Genomic DNA, 17,338 nt, shown 5'->3' with positions numbered 1-17,338 from the left:
ACGCGCTGGGCGGGACTGCCGGAGGAGGAGCGCCGTCGTCGACAGTCGCAGAGTGATGCTGCTCGCGCTGCGGCCCGGCGTACCGAAGTACCGCCTGCCCGAAGCTCGGCGACCGAGTTGAGCGACGACGAGATCGTCCGGGCGGTGGAGGACACGATTGACAACGGTGGCTACGACTTCATGTCGAAGGACGATTGGTGACAGCGAGACGAAGGCGACGGCCGGGGTGAGGGTTCGTACCGTCGCTGTGCGGTTGTCGTCCCCGGGTTACTGCGCGGGGGCGGCGTAGTCCGGCTCGCCAGCCGGAGGCGATTGTCGCGCGAGCCTCAGCCGCCGAGAGGCCGACGGTGTGCGCGGCTTCCGCGAGCTGGGGCCACACCACCTGTGCGGCTAGCCCGTCGTGCGCGGCGAGTTGTCCGAGGCGGAATGCCGCGAGGTGCACGGCCGTGTTCCGGCCGCCAGCGGTGATCCGCTGTCCGCCGCGGATGACTGGTCGGGGTGCGGCGAGGATTCTGCCGATCTCGCCGTTGAGCGCGGCGAACCCGTACCGGTCGGGGTCGTCGATCCGCGTCGAGATAGCCGTGGCCAGTGATGCGATAGCCGGTTCGGGCACCGGCACCGGCACCGGCACCGGCACCGGCACCGGCACCGGCACCGGCACCGGCACCGGCACCGGCACCGGCACCGGGGCCGGGGCCGGCGGTGGTGACAGCAGTCGCCGTAGGGCTGGTGGGCAGTCTGGCAGGACGCGGTCGAACTGTTGGGTGAAGGTGTACCGGCGGCCGGTGGGGTGCAGCGAAGGCGGTGCGACGACGAGTCCACCGCGTCCACGCCAGTCCACCCCGGGAATTAGGCCGACGCGGTTGGCATGCCCGGTCGCGGCAAACCAGAGATGCCACCCAGATCCGGTTCGCACGACAGGCCCCTTCGGGCGGGTGTTGTCGAGGATGGTCGTGACCGTTCGCAGGCCGTCTACGGTGTCGATGTCGCAGACGTCGAGCAGGGTGCCGGTGGCGAGGCCGATGTTCGCGTCGGGCCACCTCGTCCACCATCGCCGTACGAGAGCGGGGTCGGTGGAGGCATCTCGCAGCCCGTGCCGCAGCCTGGGGTGTTTGCCGGGTGACGGGCAGGCGAGTGCCCGCCGGCAGCTACAGCCACCAGCAGGCTGGGGAGTGTGTAGGGGCATCACGGGGATACCGGCGGTGGCGTAACGAAGGGCCACGTTGAGGACGGGCTCGGATCGCAGGTCCTGCGGTGGGGGCGGTTGGGTGGCTGGTGCGGCGGTCGGCCCCTGGACTTGGGTCGGGGTGGTCATCGGAGGGTCCTCAGGTGGTCATGGGTGCGGTTCGGGCCCGACTGATCGGCCGAGGCCGGGCAGGGCACCAGGACGGCGGGATGCTGGACGGGATGCTGGTTGACCGTGAGGTCGAGGCTGACGTACTCGCCGTTCTCCGTTGCGATCGCGATGCTGAGCGGCGCAGCGGTGCCGGGGACCGGGGTGACGGTGAGGGTGACGGGGCCGGCGGTGATCGTGGCGGTCGGGACGCCGTATCGGTCCTCGCTGACCGCGGCGTTGACGTCCCAGGTTTCGGTCAGCAGCGGCCGGCCGCTGCTGTCGATGAGGCTGCTCATCAGTTCCAACGCGTCTGCGCCGGATGGCTCGGCTTCACGGTTGAGGAATGCGGTGAGTGCGTCGACGATCGCTGTGTCCGGGTGTTGCTGTCCGTTCGTCGTGTGGTGCGAACGCAGCTCGCCGTCGTCGGCGACTGTCGGGGTGCGATGGTGTTGCATCAGGCCGGTGTTGGTCAGGGCAGCTTGCGACGTCACGAGGTACTCCAGAGGCAGTGGTGAGGGCGGGATGATCAAGGTCGGGGCGTGGTTGCTTCGGCCCGGAGGGCTGGCTGTGCGGAGGCTCGACGGGAACGTGTCACTCGGCGCGCGCGACGTCGAAGTCGCAGGTTCCGAGGAAGGCCAGGTCGCGGGCGGGTATGTGCCTGTCGGCGGCGAGCGCCACGATGCGGCTTATCCGGTCCTGGGGGTTGACGGTGAGTGCCCGCCGGGCCGCGGCGAGAGCGAGGGTCTCGTCGCCGAGTCGCCAGGCGCACCAGGCGGCGAGACCTGCCGGGGCGGTGACGTACTCGTCGGGGAGGCGGCGGGTCAGATCCAGCCACAGATCCCGCTCCCACATCGCCCCCGACGTGGCCCGCCGTACCGCGTGTTGGTTGTGCGGATCGGTCAGCAGGATCGCCAGGCGGGCGGCCTGCTCGACGGTGAGGCGGTGGCCGTTCCGGGCCCGGTCGAGCAGCGCTCGCAGCGTCGCCGGCTCGTCGGAGGCGGGCTGAAGGGCGGCAATGGCTGCGGCGACCGCGGCCTGTTGTGCCGGGTCGGGATCGGTGAGCGCGAGCAGGGCGTCGCGACTCGGTAGCGCGACGAGGCCCTCGACGGTCGACTGGGCGGCAGTCGCGGTCGCCTTCGCGTCGAAGCTGACACCCTCGATGGCGTCGCAGGGACAGTCGAGGCAGAAGTAACGGTCGGTGATCACCAGGAGTGTCTGGCTGACGGTGAGGTGCGCGGCCAGGGCGTCACCGGCGGCCGTGACCGTCGGCGCGACGTCCCGGTTGCCGTAGCCGACGAGGACGAGGGTCTGCGCCGCCGCCCGATCGGCGACGTCGCGGAAGGCCTCGACGACCTGCGCCATCGGGGCGGCAAGGTCGACCCGGGCCGCGACGGCGACTCTCCGGTCGGCCTTCATGAAGAGTGCGACGAGACTCTGCTCGGGGTGGTAGCCCAGCAGGTAGGGCACCAGGCCCAGCAGCTCCGCCTGCGACCGGACTGTGAAGGTGGGGACGTGAGACACGACTAACTCCTTGATCGAGTACGGGTAGAAAGCAAGACCGGCTGTGGTCGCCCGGAGGACGGCAGGGGATGCCGCTCTACTGCGGTTTCGGGTGTCGGCGTTCGCTGGCGAGGATTCGGACAGTGGTGCTCGCGGCGATAGGCGCGTCGGTGGGGCCGCGGAGGTAGGCGAAGACGTAGACGTCCTTTCGCAGCGCACGGCCGGGGCCGTGCGGTTGGGAGCGCCAGTAGCCGCTGATCCACTGCCGCTGCGCCTGCGGCTGCCGGGACTCGCCCGACCCGGTCTCGCGCCGGCTGGTGTTCTGCCGGCTGCGGATACGCACCAGCCGCACCTCCGGGGTGGGCCGCCGCGTTCGTTCGTACGCCTTGCGGATGGACCTGTTCGCGAGGACCGACACGGCCTCTCCGGTGCGCTGGGCGATGAGCAGCCACGTCGCGGCCATTACCGCGAGCGCGCCGTCAGCGGACGTGATGGCCCGCCTGGCAGTGATGAGCTGGTGGTCGACGGGGATCAGCCAGCCGACCTGTTCCCGCAGCGCCTGTACCGCCGTTGCGTCGTTGATGCTGTCGGTGCCGCCGATAGCGCGGTAGCAGATGATCTGGATGCCGTCGTTGTTGCTGGCCCATGACGCGGCGCAAACACCTCCAGCGACTGCGGCGGCCCAGAGCAGTAGCCCGTGGGGTGCGGGGAGGTCTTCGACGTCGAGGACGGTCGCCGGGAGGTCCACGGCGGCGGTGCGGGCGAGGTCGGTGAACTCGTCGTCGACCGCGTAGAGCCGCCCGCCCTGCAGGCTGGCAGCGATGGCCTGCCGCTGGCGGACCTGAAGCAGGTCCATGCGGTCTGGTCCGGTTAGCAGCGTGGTCAGTCGGTCACGGACCTTCGGCAGCGCCGTGGCCGTGATCGGGGCGTGGGGCCAGTGGACGTCGGTGAGCAGGGTCCGCCCTGGCCGCAGGGTCCCCACGACACCGGCATGAATCGCGCGGACGGCTTCGGCCGCGATCGTCGGATCCGCCCACCCCATCCGGGTGACCGCCCGCTGGGTCAGGGCTTCGCTCTTGCTGGCCTGGGCGAGCAGAGTGCAGGTGATACACGCCGACCAGGTGGTGCCGAAGTCGTCGACGCTGCTGTCGTCCTCGCCGAGAGCGAGGGCCTGTACGGGGCCGCTGTCGAGCCGGAAGACGGGATATCGGTCGCTGCAGAAATCGCAGGACCGTGCCACCCCGGCCACCTCCGCGCTCGGGACGGGGTCCGGGTCGTGGTCGTAGGAGGTTCGGGCGGTGGGGTGCAGGTGCCGGAGCTGGCCGCTCGTGTCGAAGGAGGTGTTCAGGATCCGCCGGCAGGCGCGGCACGCCATTTCAGGCCGCAGGCCGATCGACGTACCAATGGCGACATCCGGCCCGTACTCCGGGGATGGATCGTCATGGAAAGAGATGGAGTGAGACATCGGGGTGAGGGATCCTCCGGTCGGGGTGGGATCGGCTCGTCGTCAGGGGGCGCCGGCCGGCGGGGCGACGACCTCGACGGAATGGCATGGGTCGACAGCCGTGTGGAGCCGCTGCCGGCTGCGGCCGATCCGGTCGGTGGCACGGCTATCAGGGCAGGTCAGGGCGGCAGGTGTGCGCGGCGTGTTCAGCGAGCAGACCCGCCACGCTCGTCCCGGGCGTGACCATCACGGTTTTCTGGTCGCAGGTCGGGCAGGTCAGCCAGTCGCCCTCGTCGTCAGCCGTGACGTAGGTGTCCGGGGATACGCATGGCAGCTCACCTGCGCACGCGCACGCTGGGGGCGTCGGGAGCAGCGGCAGCGGTGACCACTGCTGCAGCGCTTCCGCGATGGGGTACGCCGCGGCCAGCTCTTCGCTGGTGTCGCAGTGCATCTGATGCGGGATCAGGATCTGCTGGTGCACCCAGCGCTTGAGGCGGGGCCCGGCGGTGTCGCGCATCAGCGCGAGCCGGTCCAGCCGCCGGTAGCGGGAGGCGAGCAGCTGACACAGCGCCACGGCGCGGCGGACGGCTGCCGCGCCACCGGCCGTCGCCCGGTCGGCGGCCTTCAGCGGCGCCAGGCGTAGCCGCAGCGGCCAGGATGTCGTGTCGAGGTCTATCGCGTCGCCGCCGCCGACGAGGGTGACGCCGCGTACGACGAGCAGGTTCGTCACGTGGGTAGCGAGCACATGCTCGCCGTCGCCGAGCTGCATGATGACCCGGTCAGGGACGAGCTGCTGATCCAGGACGTCCGGCTTGAGCACGATCGTGCCGAACAGCTCAGCGGCCGAAACGCGGTAGGCGACCACGCCGCCCGGACGCCGTTCCTCGGTCACCGTGACACGACCCAGACCCGGCAGCTCCACGAAGTCGTCGAAAGTCATCGGTCAGGCCCCGCTTCCGACGCCAACGGCGTGGGCGGTGCCAACCTGTGTCGCTTGCAGGGCTGGCTGTCCGTTGCCGCTGCTCGATCCGGCATCGGCGCCGGCCGTGGCCAGGGTGCGAAGGTCGGCGACGCGCCGCTCGTAGTGGTGGATCTCTGTGGCGAGCTGGTCGCGTCTGCGGTAGCGGTGCGCCAACTCGTCTCGCAGGAGGTGCTCGGCGCGCTGCTCGGCACACAGCCGCGCCCAGGTGGTGACGAGGGTCTGGCGCAGTGGGTGGGTGGCCCACATGGCGCGCAGGACAGTGATGATTGCGGCGGCGTACTCCGAGGTCCTGTCCGGCACCAGGTCAGCGACCCTGGTGCTGCCGGCGCGGTAGACCGTCAGGTGCCATCGCCGGACCGGCTCCTGCTGATCCGGGTCCAAGTCGACGATGCCCGCAATGGTGATCCCGTTGATCACCGGCCGATTGATGAGCGGGCCCGTGTTGAACTGGTCTGCGGGTTCATGGCCGCAGCGGACCCAGATCCGGGTCGGGATTAACTCCTCGCCGGCGAAGGCGGGCTCGATGGTGAAGGCGCCGCTGGCGCGGCGCCCGGAGATGACGTAGCGGACCTGCCCGCTGGTGAGGTTCGGGGTCTGGGTGAGGGTCAGTTCGCCGTATGGGTCAGGCAGGGCCACGGTGTGAAGTTCAGTCATGGGTGCTTCCAAGGGTTCTTGAGGTGAGCGGGTCGCCGGCCGGCGGCGATCAGGTGGGCGGTAATGCCGAGCAGCGCTTCGCGGCTGGTGTGACCGGCCGTGAAGTACTCGGCCACAGGCGCAGGTCGTTGGCGTGTGCGTGGTGATCAGCAATTCGCCGCCTTGGATCTCGCTGCCGGTGCGAAGCTGCACGGCAGAGGGATGACGGTCGGGAGGGTGCTGTGTAACCCACGGATTGGTTCGCTGGGATGCGCTTTGCATCACGGGCTCGGTGCCTGCGGGGCAGCGTCAATCGGCGTCCGACCCCGGTCTGCTTTCAGCGGGCGGGGTCGCCGGATGGGCGATGCTGGCCCGATCCGCCCGGCCGGCCGATCGGCGCAGCCCCGCACTGGCCCACCCAACCGACTTTCGAAGATCACGAGCGGCTGCGACGGTGGGCCTTGCGGAGCCAGCCGGGGCCGGTCAGGATCGAGGGCCAGCACGCACACCGGCTGACCGTCGCTGCAGAGCGCGTGCGGGCCCCGCTGCGGCACCTGCACCCAGCCCAAGGCCGGCGACGGCTGCGGCTGCTATAAGCGCAGGTGCCAGCGCCTGCCATGCCGTCGATCGAAAGCGGGCAGCTCGGAGATCCCTGGGTGCGCTGTCTAGCGTCGCCCTGATCTGGCCAGTCTCTGCGGTGGTGAGCAGGTAGGTGGGTAGCTGTGGCACCCGTTTGCGCCAGGTTCAGTAGAGCCGGTGTGCCCCGTCGAATGAGCAGCGGGGCGGCTGGCCGGTGATGTGGATCTGCCCCACGACCAGTGGGTGTGCTCAGGTCGGTGGTCAGGGCGAAGGTCCGGTTCAGGGCGCTGCTGGTTGGGCCGATGAGGTTCGCTCTACGCGGATTCGGGTTGTCGAGGCGGGATAGGTGTCGGCGTACGAGTTGCAGTGCAAAGCCGCGTAAGCCACCGAGTACACAGCGGCCATCGGCGTCCGTAAGGTCAGCGACGACCTGACAGCCGAGCCGACCTCGTCGCACACCGAGAAGATCGACTACAAAGGGTGATGCATGTCGACCCGGCGGCGTCCGGATCTGCCGATGACAGTGCATCTGCACATAGGCATTGAAGGGGCGCGGAGGCATCCTGGGGTCCACCCAGATCCTTACGTTCGGTGGACGGCGCCGGCCCTCCCGGTTTCGCGGGGCTAGAGTTAGGCGCACTGACGGCACGGCGCGAAGGTCGAATGTATGACAAAGGCTTCGGATGGCATCGGACTGGCAGAGGCGATCGCGGCATTGCGTGACGAGTTGCTCGAGGCCCGGGCGAAGGGCTCCAGCAGCGACATTCAGCTGCCAGTGGAGTCGATGACGGTCGAGCTGACTGTGACGGCGACGCGCTCCGCCGAGGGCAAGGCTGGTTTCAAGGTCCCGATCGTCGAGGTCGAGTTGGGTGGTGGCGGCAGCCGGGAGCGTGCAGAAGAGCAAAAGGTCACGGTGGTCTTCGGCAGTCCCATCGACCGCTCGGGGCGGCCGGTGAAGGTCGCCAGTTCGGGTGACGAGCTCAAGGGCTGAGCGGTTGGACGTCTCTTTGGCTGCTCGACTCGTTGAGGTCATCGCCGACCTCGGTGCGGATGCGAGCCCGCGGTACCGATACGGGTCCGGATGCATCGTGGCTGGCCGTACGGTTCTCACCGCGGCCCATGTGGTGGCCGACGCTTTGAGGGTCCGGATCCGTACGGTCCACAAGGACCTGTACGACGCGTCGCTGGACTCTCGCTTCGTCGGTCAGGAGTTCGGGCCGGCACCGGATCTAGCACTTGTGGAGATCGACGGTGCGTGGGCGGAATTTCCGGCGCTCGAACTGGCACGTCTCGACCGGGATGCCACTGCTGAGTCGTCGATCGACTGTCACGCCTACGGTTACCCGTGGTTCGCTGAGCAGCCGTCGCCTGAAGTCGTAAGCGAGGTCGTCGACGTTATCGGGGAGATCCCCGTTCTCGCCAAGCTTGTTACCGGCCTGGCCACCGTCCAAGTACGCAAGTCCCCTGGGCACCGCGCCCTGGAGGATCGTGTGTTGGACGAGTCGGCCTGGTCGGGCATGTCCGGTGGGCCAGTCATCTCTGGTGGGCGTCTGGTCGGCGTGGTAATCGAGCATGCTCTGAGGGAAGGGCAATCGTCCATCACGATGGCGCCCATCACCCTCCTCGAGCCTCGACCGGACTACCCGAAGTGGGGCACCGGTGTGCCTGACCCGACCGCTTGGTGGCGCCGGCTGGGGGTTACCAGCGCCGCCGACCTCGTAGTCTTGCCGGCGCCGAAGGGATGGACTCGGCTCCTAGCCTTGGACGAACAAGCTCGGGCGACAGTCGTCCGTTCCCTCGCCCTAGGCTCGTCCAACGAGCTGATTTTGCCGCGCTCCGGTATGCGCGACGAGTTGAAGGCCGCTCTGATAGCCGACGGCGACATCATTGTCGTGGGCGACTCTGGCGTCGGCAAGAGCGCGCTGGTGATGGACGCTATCGCGCCCGACCAACTCGGCGCCGACCGTCAGGCAGTCGCACTCAACCTACGACATCTGCCCACAAGCCAGCTTGAACTACTTGCGCTGCTTTCGAGCCCTCTGGAGGAGTTGCTCAGTGAGTTGACGGCTCCTGAACGGCTTCTCGTCATCGACGCTGCGGAGGCTGCCGTTGAGGATCATCAGGATATCCTCTTGTACTGCGTACGCGCGGCCCGGACAGCAGGAGTTCAGGCGGCCGTTGTCACGTCGACAGAAGGCATCGCTGTCGTAAGACAGTTGCTCAGATCCGGCGCCGAGGGCCCCCGCGAATTCACCGTGGCCGGCCTTAACGACGTCGAGCTCAATGACATCGCCGCGCACTTCCCCGCTCTGCGGCGACTCGTCGACAACCCCCGCGCACGCGAGCTACTGCGCCGCCCCATCGTCGTCGACCTTCTCGGCCGGGCCGGAGACCCCGGCCTGCCTCTTAGCGAGTCACAAGCGCTCGACCACGTCTGGCAGCACCTCGTGCGCAACTCCGGCCGCAGGGATCAGGGAACGCCGGACGCCCGTGAAAACACGATGCTGAGCTTGGCGAACTACGCCTTGCATAAGGGCGATACCGACGATCTTCTCGCTCGGCTCGATCACGACGCGGTCGACGGACTACGCCGAACTGGACTGTTGCAGCCAGCCAGCAGCCTGCCCTGGGAGCGAGTCCCGTCGTTCCGGCACGACCTGCTCCGCGCCTACTCCGTCGCGCGGCTGCTACTCGCCGAACGAGACCCAGCGGCGTCCCTGACTGCCGCGGGTGCCGCCCGCTGGACGCTGCCATCCGCCCGGCTCGCCTGCGAGATCATGCTTTCTGCGCCCGACGACCTCTCGTATCCCCGGGCCGGTCGCTTCGCTGGGCTCCAAGCGGGCTTCAACGCCATCGCGAAATCCGGAGGCGGCGAGCGATGGTCTGACATCCCCACGGAGGCGCTGCTCGTGGCGCCTGACCTCGCTGTGCTTCTTCGTGACGCGTGGCCCGTCTTGACCGAGGACAGGGCTCAGGGCACCGCTCGCATAATCCGCATCTTGAACACCCGGCACCGACGCGACGGGATGCTGGATTCCATCGCCGCCGAGCCCGTAATCGCCCGGCTGCTGGACGCCGGGACACCGTCCGCCATACGGCGAGAAGCAGACGAACTGGTCCGGGACTGGCTCCGGACATTGGTGTTACGCAGGATACCTAGGGGACATCCGCTGCGGATCGAACTCTGCGGCGCCATCGTCGACCAATGCCGGGCGAACGAGCAGGCCCTCGATGAGCAGGAAGCGGCCCGCCGCGCCGAACTCGCCGCACGAACTCCGGAACAGGTTGCTGAAGACGAGGCTCGAGTCAAAAGACTCAATATCTTCGATTCATCGGGCATATCGCGACGCGGCAGTAGCGGGCCAAGTCGAACACGGCATCGGCCCTACCAATGGATCAACGACCAGCAAGTTGAGCACCTCGCACTACTCGGCCCCGACCTAGGCGAGGCCGGCGAGGCGATCCTCCGGCGCATCGCGGAGGACGAGCCGCACTCACTTGACCACGCTGTGGAACCGCTGCTCGCCGGTCATAGCCTTGCCAGCTACAGCACGGAACTGCTGGTTTACCTCGCTGCCGAGTACTACATCGACCAGCCTGACGAGGACGACAACGGCTACGAATCGCACGGTGGGCTCCACGACGACGGGATTCGCGACCACGCCTTCTTCGCGCTAGGACCTCTCGCCCACTTCGCGAAAGGGCCCTTCCTCGCGCTTTTCAGGGCGGACTATTTGAAGGGAGTGTCGCTGCTCAACCGGATGCTCGACCACGCTGCGCGGTGCCGTGTCCGCCAGCTCTCCAGCCTCCGCCATGGGTCATCCGCCGAGGATGACGACGAGAGCAAGCAAGTCCTGTCGATCATCGGAGAGCCACGCGAGTATGTCGGTGACGGCCACGTCTGGCTTTGGTACCGCGGGACCGGGGTCGGTCCCTACCCATGTATGAGCGCGCTCCAGGCGCTCGAACTCGTCACGGAAGAGCACATCCGGGCGGGTGTCCCTCCGCAGGCACTTACTTCGATCTTGGTCAAAGACGCCCACAATCTGGCGATGCCTGCACTCGCGCTCGGCGTTCTCGTCCGGCATCTCGAGGTTGTGGGCGGCGCTGTGGATCCCTTTCTCGTCGAGCCGGCGGTCTGGCAGCTCGAGTTTTCGCGCTCGTCCCAAGAACGGTCGAGCGGTTTGGCCGCGCGTGTCCCTGAACTATCGAACCCCGAGCGCCGCACATGGAGTCTGCGCGAGACGAGCATGGCGCTGACGCTGTCCGCAGAGACCGACCGCCTTGCGGAACTCAAGGCGGTCGGCGAGCAGCTACGAGCCAACGCCCGGGCACGGGTCGGTGACGAGGCCTCCGCCGCTGCCCGTCAATATCTCGCCACGGTCCAGAATTGGGCGGCTGCTCTCGATCGAAACACCTACGAGGTCACCCCGCATGACAAAGGTTTCCTGATTCAGCAAACATCCGATCCCGAAGTCGAAGAGGTTCTTGGAGAGACCAATGAAGCCCTTCGCAGAACTAGCGACGCAATCGGCCTCACCGTCCGCCACGCACACGTCCGCGACAAGGGCGGCTGGGCACCCGACGTAGACACCGAAACACTCACCGCCGACCTCCTCCTCGCAAAGGCAATATGGGAGAACCCTCCTGAGCCGCGTGCCTTGTCCATAGACGGCCCTGTTGCCGTCGCAGCGTCTGCGTTGGAGCTCCACCTAACATCCAGAGCGGCAGTTTCCGATGACGACCTCATCTGGAGCGCTCAGGTGCTGCTGCAGGTCGCGGCAGCCACCACGTCCCGCGACGACATCGACGACGACACGGTGTTCGGCTACGGTGCCGACCGGTCCGCGGGTCGGGCCCTGCCCCTCCTTCTGCTGCCCGCAGCCGTCGAACTTCGGTCCGCGCTAGGTGTGCTCGACGTCGGCGGCCTCGACGAACTGATCGCACTCAGTCGTGCGGTCGCCGTCCACGGCGCAAACGAGACTCGGCTCGCCTACGCCCGCGGCCTCGATGACGTCTGGGCGTCGCCATGCGATACGACCCACTTATTCGGCCGCTGCCACCATCGCGTGGCCTTCGATCTGGTCACCGAATCGTTTCTTCGCTCTAGCCTCGGGCCCTGGGACCGAGAAGAGCAACGCCGCCCCGTCGTCGCCCTCGACCCACCGAACGCCCGATCACTCGACGCGTTGACCGGCGGCGACATCCTCGTCTCGCGGCTCACGGCCGCCCTGCGCGCTACCGGTGCCGCAGCGGTCAGCCCGGCCTGCTCCGCCGAGGACGCGCAGCAAGCTCTACGGTCGCTCGTCGCGGCACATCAGCGCGCGATGCTAGCGAGCAAGCACGGGTATCACCACAGCCAAAGCGATGCGCTCGTGGCAGCACGCGCGGCGCTCTTGCAGGCCATCGGGGGCCGCGATGAGCCGGTGCTCGACTATGTCCACAATTACCTCGGCCGGGGACGACCCCTCGCTGAGGCGCTCAAGGCCATCGCCGCAGCCGCCGAGGAACGGGTGGAGGTCGGCCGACAAGCTCAGCGCCTCTGGCCCAAGATCATGGACAAGATCATCGACGCAGCTCAGGCGAACCCTAGTCTCTTCCTCGAACAATCGTGGGGCGGCTATGTCGAATCTGCCTTGATTCCCAATCCTGCTGCCGAGTGGGGCTACCTCACGATCGAACTTGCCGGAGAACCCTACCGCTGGCGGAACCTGCTGGCATGGGCACCACAAGTTAACTGCTGGCTCGGGGCGGTCCCCCGTTCGCGAATGAGCATCGACCATCTCGTTGTCGCCGTACGCGAACTTGATGTCTCCGACCAGATCGAGCAGGGCCTGATCTGGATCGAGCGCATCGTTGCCGGCGCCGGCGAAAGCTGCGCCTTGACCCACAGTCTGCCGGAATGGCTACGTGAACGGCGTCCTGATATCGCTACTCCTGACCATATTGCCCGCTGGCAGCGAGTTGTCGACTGTCTTGTCGTGGCAGGTGACACGAGGGTGGCCGACCTCGCGGACTAACTGGCTACGATCGAGGCTCAACTGGTCGCGGCGCTGCTCATCACCGCTATGCGGAGCGGCTCGATGTAGGCAGTTCCGTCACCTTGATTGCCCTCGCCCAGAAGCAGAGCGGCATCCGGATCTGCCGCGATTCGGGTGCCAGCCCACGGCGACCGACTACTCGCAGTTAATGGCGGACGCGGGTCGCCGGGCACGCCCGCCGGCGCAGCGTCCCGAGTGTTCCGCGTCCCTGCCTCTGCAGAATTGGCCTACAGGACTCTGCACTGGAACCCGTATGCCGTCAGTAGGCCGTACGCGGTCGACCAGGTGGTGACGTCGAGGGGCAGGGTGTCCCGGGGTGCCGAGGCGATCAGAGCCTTGGCTGCGTCGATGTCGAAGACCCATGGCCCGAAGTGGAACCACTGCCGCGGTCGGCCGCCGGTCACCGGCTGTTTGCCTTCTCGGTGAGGCGGGTGTAGATGGCGATGCAGCGAAGGATCAGCTCGTGCGGCGGCAGGGTGAGCAGTCGTTGTTGGTTGTCGGGGCGGAGCCGGTCCCAGATGAGGATGGTGACGCTGGCTGACCACAGGTCAACCAAGACGCCGTTGATCTTGGCGTGTTGCCGGTTGGCGACGATCTGACGCAGGGTGTCGATGAGGGTGGGGTCGTCGGGCCGGTGGTTGGCGTCGTCGGGTCGGGCGGCTTCGGGGAGCAGGGTGTAGCAGTCTGCGCAGGTGTAGCCGGTGCGAGGTGGGGCTTCGGTCTCCCATCGACGGAAGTCGGCGGCGGGTACGCCGCACACCGACTGGCGCGGGTCGCGGGGGTGGCGGATGTGGCCGCTCATCGGGAGCCCTTCCGGTCTGGTCGAAGTGGGGTGAAGGTCGGGCATCGCAGTGCTTCTCCTGGAGGCTGTTTGGGGACTTCGTGCTGTCGCGGCGGCGGGCATCGCTCTGGGCCGCGTGGAGGGTGAGAGGCGTCGGTCGGCGAGACGCTGGCCGGGCGCCGGGGACCAAGGGCTTGCCTAGTCCTGCGGTGACGGGAGGACTGCCGCGTCGTTGATCGGTCCGTCGGCCCTGAGCGCCGCGAGGAGCGCCGTGGCGCGGTCGGTAGAAACGCGGACCCCATCGGTGCGTAGCCCTTTGATCAGGACCGACCGGGACAGCGTCACGCCGTGAGCGCTCAGGCGGTCCGCGACTCGACGCCCGGGGTCCATCAGGTCCCTAACGTCGGGGATCGGCCGTGGCCGTAGCCGGTCGGCCCCGTCCCGCGAGGGCATCTCGCGCGGAGCCGGTCCGCTGTCGCCGATGCTCCGGACCCCGACCCGGTCGTCCGCCTCGACGGTCGATGCTGCGACGGTGTCCCTGGAAATCGAGGGCGAGGTGGAGGTCCGCTGCGAAGACCACTCGGCGTTGACCTGGTCCGGGAGATCGTGGCCGTGGTCCTGTTCACTGCGGTCCCTGTCGACCGCGGTCCGGTCTTGCGCCGGGGCCATCCGCGCTGCCGGGTCTGACCCTGCAGATAGCGCAGAGTCCGGGGCCGGCCGGGTCCGGTCCTGCGCCGGGAATGCTTGCCCTGAAGCAGACGTGGGGTCCGGCTCGGTGCAGGCGCGGTCCTGTGGTGATGAGGACTGGTCCGGGACCTGTCCTGTCTCATGGTGGATCTGTGGGTGGGGTAGGGCGGGGACCGGGCGGCTGGTGCCGTGTTCGGCGAGCTAGGTCAGAGATGCGAGGACCGCGCCGGTGTCACCCCGCCGTGCGGCGGCGCGGACCGTGCGGCGTGCCAGCCGGCGGACCTGGTTGCGCCTCGCGGCAGTCCGCCGGGCCTGTCGTTCGGCTGCGGCCCTCCGCAGCAGGTAGGCGGCGCGGGGGCTGACACGGTCGCGGACATCGACGGACCAGGCTGCGGCGGTGCTGGGCAGGTATCGGAGCCAGCGGCGCCAGCCGAACGCGGCCGGCGGATCGGGTAGGAGCCTGCGGCGGCGCAGTTCGACGCGGTGTCGGGCACCGCTGCGGATCTCCCAGACCACGATCCCGGCGAGGGACAGGACGGCGAGGAGCCCGGCGCCGACGCGGCTGGCATGTTGGTGGCCGAGGTAGTTGATGCCGGCGGCGGTAGCGGCGCAGAGCCAGGTCAGGGCGCGTGGGGTGCGGGCGGCTTCCCCAGCGAGGCGCATCTTCTGCGCGGTCAGCGCCATAACCAGTGCCAGACCCTCGATCGCGACGGCGACGACGATCCCAGCGAGCATCGGCCAGCCGCGGGCTTGGGCTGCGGTGATCTGTCCGTAGACGGCGCCACCGACGGCCAGCAGGTACATGGTCGCGGCGTAGACGTCATCGGCGTGCCCCCGCACGTACCCGACGAGCGGAGCGGCTCGGTGCCGCCAACGCGCTGCCCGCTGCCGGGCGGCGCGGGCGCGGGCCTCGCGGCGGGCCCGCTGATCGGCGCCTCTCTCCTCGGCCTCGCGGCGCTGGGTGGCGCGGGTCTGGGCGGCGAGGTGCTGCTGCCGCTCTGCTGCCTGGAGTTGACGCTGCATCGCGGCGTCAGCGGCGGCGATCCTCGCTTCCTCGGCGGCCTGGGCCTGCTGGGCGGAGAGGACCTGGCGGGCCAGTCGCCGGTCGCGGCTCGCCAAGTGCGCGACGGCCTCCAGGTCGACGCTCACCGGCCCCGCCCTCTCTCGCCAACGGCATCGCGGTAGCTGTCGAGGGGAGTCACCGCGGCCCCTGCGCGGGGAAGTCCGCCAGGGTGCCGCGGACGATGGTCGTCGGGTGGTGGGCGCGGGCGAGGAGTTCGTAGACCAGGTGCGGGTGGCCGCCGGCGAGACGGAACCCGAGCTCATCGCAGGCCGCGCCGCGAACCGGCCGCCGGACCTCGCCGGGTGCCTGGACAGCGATGACCCACGTACGCGCCCGGTTGACGTCGTAGGTCAGCTGATACACGGCCCCGTCGTCGCCGACCACGGTGAGCAGCGCAGGTCCGTCCGTGGTGAACAGGATTCGGTCGACGCGGGCAGGACCGTGCGACAGGGCCGCGCCGACGGCGAGACGGAACTGCATCCAATCCATGATCACGAACGGCTCCGTGTCCTGCTGTCGGGCGTCGTCGGATCGGGAGCGAGGAGATGTGTGGTTCATGAGGATGGCTCCTGGGCGAGTACACGGCGCGCGCCCGGACCTGCGAATGGGTCCGGGCGCGCGAATGTGCGAGAGAGGTGGTGGTTTCAGGCGGTGGTGGCGGCGAGGTGCAGGGCCTGGACGGCCGTGGCCTCGAGACCGTGGGCGGCGTCGGCGTCGGAAAGGGTCTGGGCGACGGAGGTGATGGCGTGCATGACCCCACCGGCGGTGGGGTCGGCACCGGCGATGAAGTGGGCGAGGATGTCGCGTTGCTGCTCCTCGGAGTACTTCAAGCGCTGCCCGACGATCTTGAGGGTGGTGTTGGGGTCGGTGATGGGGGTACCGGCGGCGGTGTCGAGCTCGCGCAGGACCTCGTTGATGTAGTCGGCGTCGAGGAAGGCGGTGACTGCGTCGGTGGTGCGGGAGGTGATCAGGTCGAGGGTGCGGCGGGTGGTCTCCTCGGAGGTGGTGACGACCCCGTCTGTGCCGGTCATGCGGGAGCCGATGTGGGTACGGCGTAGGGCGTTGCGGCGGATGACCATGCCGTTGCGGCAGACCTCGAAGCGCACCCACGGGGCGATGCTGAACGCGCCCGCCCCGGTTTCGGAGTTCGAGATCAGGAACCCGGCTGAGACGATCGGCAGTTCGGAGCCGGCCCGCCCGTCGAACGGGGACCGGTAGCGGGCCAGCAGGCGGGGTGCGGCGACCTGCACCTGTGGTGAGTAGACCCGCAGGTACATGCGCCGGTCGGTCAGGTCGCAGCCGGCGAACTGGACTCGCACGTTCGCGCGGCGGATCCCGTCGAGGGCGGCGAAGAGTACGTCGAGGTTGTCGATGCGGTGGTACCGGTCGGACAAGACGGCCCGCACGATGCCCCCGCCAGTGTCGTTGCGCAGGCAGCGGATGAGGAAGCTGCGGGGGTCGCGGGCAAGCCAGCCGTTGACGTTGTCGTCGAACAGGTCGGGGTGTTCGGCGGCGAGACGCCGCAGGTACACGACGGGGATGCCGAGCTTGTCGGCGAGGCCGGCGGTGGCGACATCGTTGATCGCGTAGGTGCCGGAGGTCATCGTCACCCCCTCCGGGCCGAGCTGCGGCTCGGTGCCGTCCAAGACGAGGCTGCCGCCGACGGCACGCATCCGCCCGGCGCCGGCCTTAACGTCCAAGGCCCGGGTGGACTGGTCAGTGAGCATGCGGCGTAGCTGGTCGAGGTCGACGTTGCGGTGCGCCGGAACGGTGATCATCGAAGACATGAGGGATGGGTCCCTTCGAGGAGAGTCGGGGGTGGGGACTTCGTTGAGGGAGTCAGCGGGCGCCGTCAGCGGTGGTTATGACGGCCAGGCGTAGTCGCTCCCACTGCTCGGGCCCGAGGGTGCCGAGCGCTTGGGCCTCGTCGAGGTGGTCCAGGGCGGCGGTGTCGCCGGCGGTGAACGCGGCGTCGGCGGCGCGGAACGCCGCTTCGCCCTGCTCGCGGCGCAGCTGCCGCCATTGCGTGGGGTTGCGGGCCGGCTCAGCCTGGATCAGCACCTCGGGGTGGGTTCGGGCGTGGGCGTAGATCCACTCCCACTCGTCACGGGTGGCGTTGACGATCTCGGCGACGTACCGGCAGCCGTCGCCGGTGACCCGGTGATAGCCGGGTCCGTACTCCTCGAACGCGAGCAGGATCTCCCGCTGGCGGATCAGCGCCAGACGGCGCTTAGGGTCATCGACCTCGGACACCAAGTCGGCGTCAGTGGACACGGGGCTCCAATCGGGAAT

The 17,338-nt window shown here is 68.7% G+C and carries 14 protein-coding genes; 2 read left to right on the top strand and 12 right to left on the bottom strand.

The window, feature by feature from the left end; all coding sequences use genetic code 11:
• Window positions 1-178: 178 nt before the first annotated feature.
• The 6 genes from OG598_RS11730 to OG598_RS11705 form a co-directional block, all read right to left on the bottom strand.
• Window positions 179-1,315 (bottom strand): bifunctional DNA primase/polymerase, encoded by a 1,137-nt coding sequence (locus OG598_RS11730; RefSeq protein ID WP_328654438.1) that lies wholly within the window; start codon window positions 1,313-1,315, stop codon window positions 179-181.
• Complete coding sequence (locus tag OG598_RS11725) at window positions 1,312-1,827, bottom strand: hypothetical protein (RefSeq protein ID WP_328654437.1); 516 nt, start codon at window positions 1,825-1,827, stop codon at window positions 1,312-1,314. The genes OG598_RS11730 and OG598_RS11725 overlap by 4 nt, the downstream gene beginning before the upstream one ends.
• A gap of 100 nt (window positions 1,828-1,927) precedes the next feature.
• Complete coding sequence (locus tag OG598_RS11720; protein ID WP_328654436.1) at window positions 1,928-2,857, bottom strand: DUF4192 domain-containing protein; 930 nt, start codon at window positions 2,855-2,857, stop codon at window positions 1,928-1,930.
• 76 nt (window positions 2,858-2,933) lie between these two features.
• The gene (locus OG598_RS11715; protein ID WP_328654435.1) at window positions 2,934-4,301 is read right to left on the bottom strand and encodes a hypothetical protein; all 1,368 of its coding nucleotides are present in this window, start codon (window positions 4,299-4,301) and stop codon (window positions 2,934-2,936) included.
• Between the two features lie 148 nt (window positions 4,302-4,449).
• On the bottom strand, window positions 4,450-5,172 hold the full coding sequence (locus tag OG598_RS11710) for a hypothetical protein (protein WP_328654434.1): 723 nt from the start codon (window positions 5,170-5,172) through the stop codon (window positions 4,450-4,452).
• Between the two features lie 51 nt (window positions 5,173-5,223).
• Window positions 5,224-5,916, bottom strand: coding sequence for a hypothetical protein (locus OG598_RS11705; protein WP_328654433.1), 693 nt, complete (start codon window positions 5,914-5,916; stop codon window positions 5,224-5,226).
• Window positions 5,917-7,141: 1,225 nt separating this feature from the next.
• Between OG598_RS11705 and OG598_RS11700 the strand changes: the two genes are divergently transcribed.
• Entirely contained in the window at window positions 7,142-7,465 is a 324-nt protein-coding gene (locus OG598_RS11700; protein ID WP_328654432.1) for a trypco2 family protein, read from the top strand.
• A complete protein-coding gene (locus tag OG598_RS11695; RefSeq protein ID WP_328654431.1) occupies window positions 7,446-12,494 on the top strand; it encodes a serine protease in 5,049 nt (1,682 codons plus the stop codon). The genes OG598_RS11700 and OG598_RS11695 overlap by 20 nt, the downstream gene beginning before the upstream one ends.
• 248 nt (window positions 12,495-12,742) lie before the next feature.
• Here the strand turns inward: OG598_RS11695 and OG598_RS11690 are convergent, their stop codons facing one another.
• From OG598_RS11690 to OG598_RS11665, 6 genes are all read right to left on the bottom strand, one after another.
• Window positions 12,743-12,919, bottom strand: coding sequence for a hypothetical protein (locus OG598_RS11690; protein WP_328654430.1), 177 nt, complete (start codon window positions 12,917-12,919; stop codon window positions 12,743-12,745).
• Window positions 12,916-13,317 (bottom strand): hypothetical protein, encoded by a 402-nt coding sequence (locus tag OG598_RS11685; protein WP_328654429.1) that lies wholly within the window; start codon window positions 13,315-13,317, stop codon window positions 12,916-12,918. The genes OG598_RS11690 and OG598_RS11685 overlap by 4 nt, the downstream gene beginning before the upstream one ends.
• Before the next feature lie 867 nt (window positions 13,318-14,184).
• Window positions 14,185-15,132: a DUF2637 domain-containing protein gene (locus OG598_RS11680; RefSeq protein ID WP_328654428.1), complete on the bottom strand. Its 948-nt coding sequence runs from the start codon at window positions 15,130-15,132 to the stop codon at window positions 14,185-14,187.
• Between the two features lie 49 nt (window positions 15,133-15,181).
• Window positions 15,182-15,526 carry a hypothetical protein gene (locus OG598_RS11675; protein WP_328654427.1) on the bottom strand — a complete coding sequence of 115 codons (345 nt, stop codon included), beginning with the start codon at window positions 15,524-15,526 and terminating at the stop codon, window positions 15,182-15,184.
• A 164-nt stretch (window positions 15,527-15,690) separates the two neighbouring features.
• Window positions 15,691-16,824, bottom strand: coding sequence for a DUF932 domain-containing protein (locus tag OG598_RS11670; RefSeq protein WP_328654426.1), 1,134 nt, complete (start codon window positions 16,822-16,824; stop codon window positions 15,691-15,693).
• A 61-nt stretch (window positions 16,825-16,885) separates the two neighbouring features.
• A complete protein-coding gene (locus OG598_RS11665; RefSeq protein WP_328654425.1) occupies window positions 16,886-17,299 on the bottom strand; it encodes a hypothetical protein in 414 nt (137 codons plus the stop codon).
• Window positions 17,300-17,338 lie beyond the last annotated feature (39 nt).

It is taken from the genome of Micromonospora sp. NBC_00330 (genome assembly GCF_036136635.1).
Lineage (GTDB): Bacteria > Actinomycetota > Actinomycetes > Mycobacteriales > Micromonosporaceae > Micromonospora > Micromonospora salmantinae.
Note: the sequence above shows the minus strand (reverse complement) of the source record. Positions and strands in the feature narration are given on the sequence as shown.

What these genes read in the sequence shown, in the direction of transcription:
- OG598_RS11675 (WP_328654427.1), bottom strand. Translation starts at nt 15,526, where the DNA reads ATGCAGTTCCGTCTCGCCGTCGGCGCGGCCCTGTCGCACGGTCCTGCC.
- OG598_RS11685 (WP_328654429.1), bottom strand. Translation starts at nt 13,317, where the DNA reads ATGAGCGGCCACATCCGCCACCCCCGCGACCCGCGCCAGTCGGTGTGC.
- OG598_RS11705 (WP_328654433.1), bottom strand. Translation starts at nt 5,916, where the DNA reads ATGACTGAACTTCACACCGTGGCCCTGCCTGACCCATACGGCGAACTG.
- OG598_RS11730 (WP_328654438.1), bottom strand. Translation starts at nt 1,315, where the DNA reads ATGACCACCCCGACCCAAGTCCAGGGGCCGACCGCCGCACCAGCCACC.
- OG598_RS11700 (WP_328654432.1), top strand. Translation starts at nt 7,142, where the DNA reads ATGACAAAGGCTTCGGATGGCATCGGACTGGCAGAGGCGATCGCGGCA.
- OG598_RS11715 (WP_328654435.1), bottom strand. Translation starts at nt 4,301, where the DNA reads ATGTCTCACTCCATCTCTTTCCATGACGATCCATCCCCGGAGTACGGG.
- OG598_RS11670 (WP_328654426.1), bottom strand. Translation starts at nt 16,824, where the DNA reads ATGATCACCGTTCCGGCGCACCGCAACGTCGACCTCGACCAGCTACGC.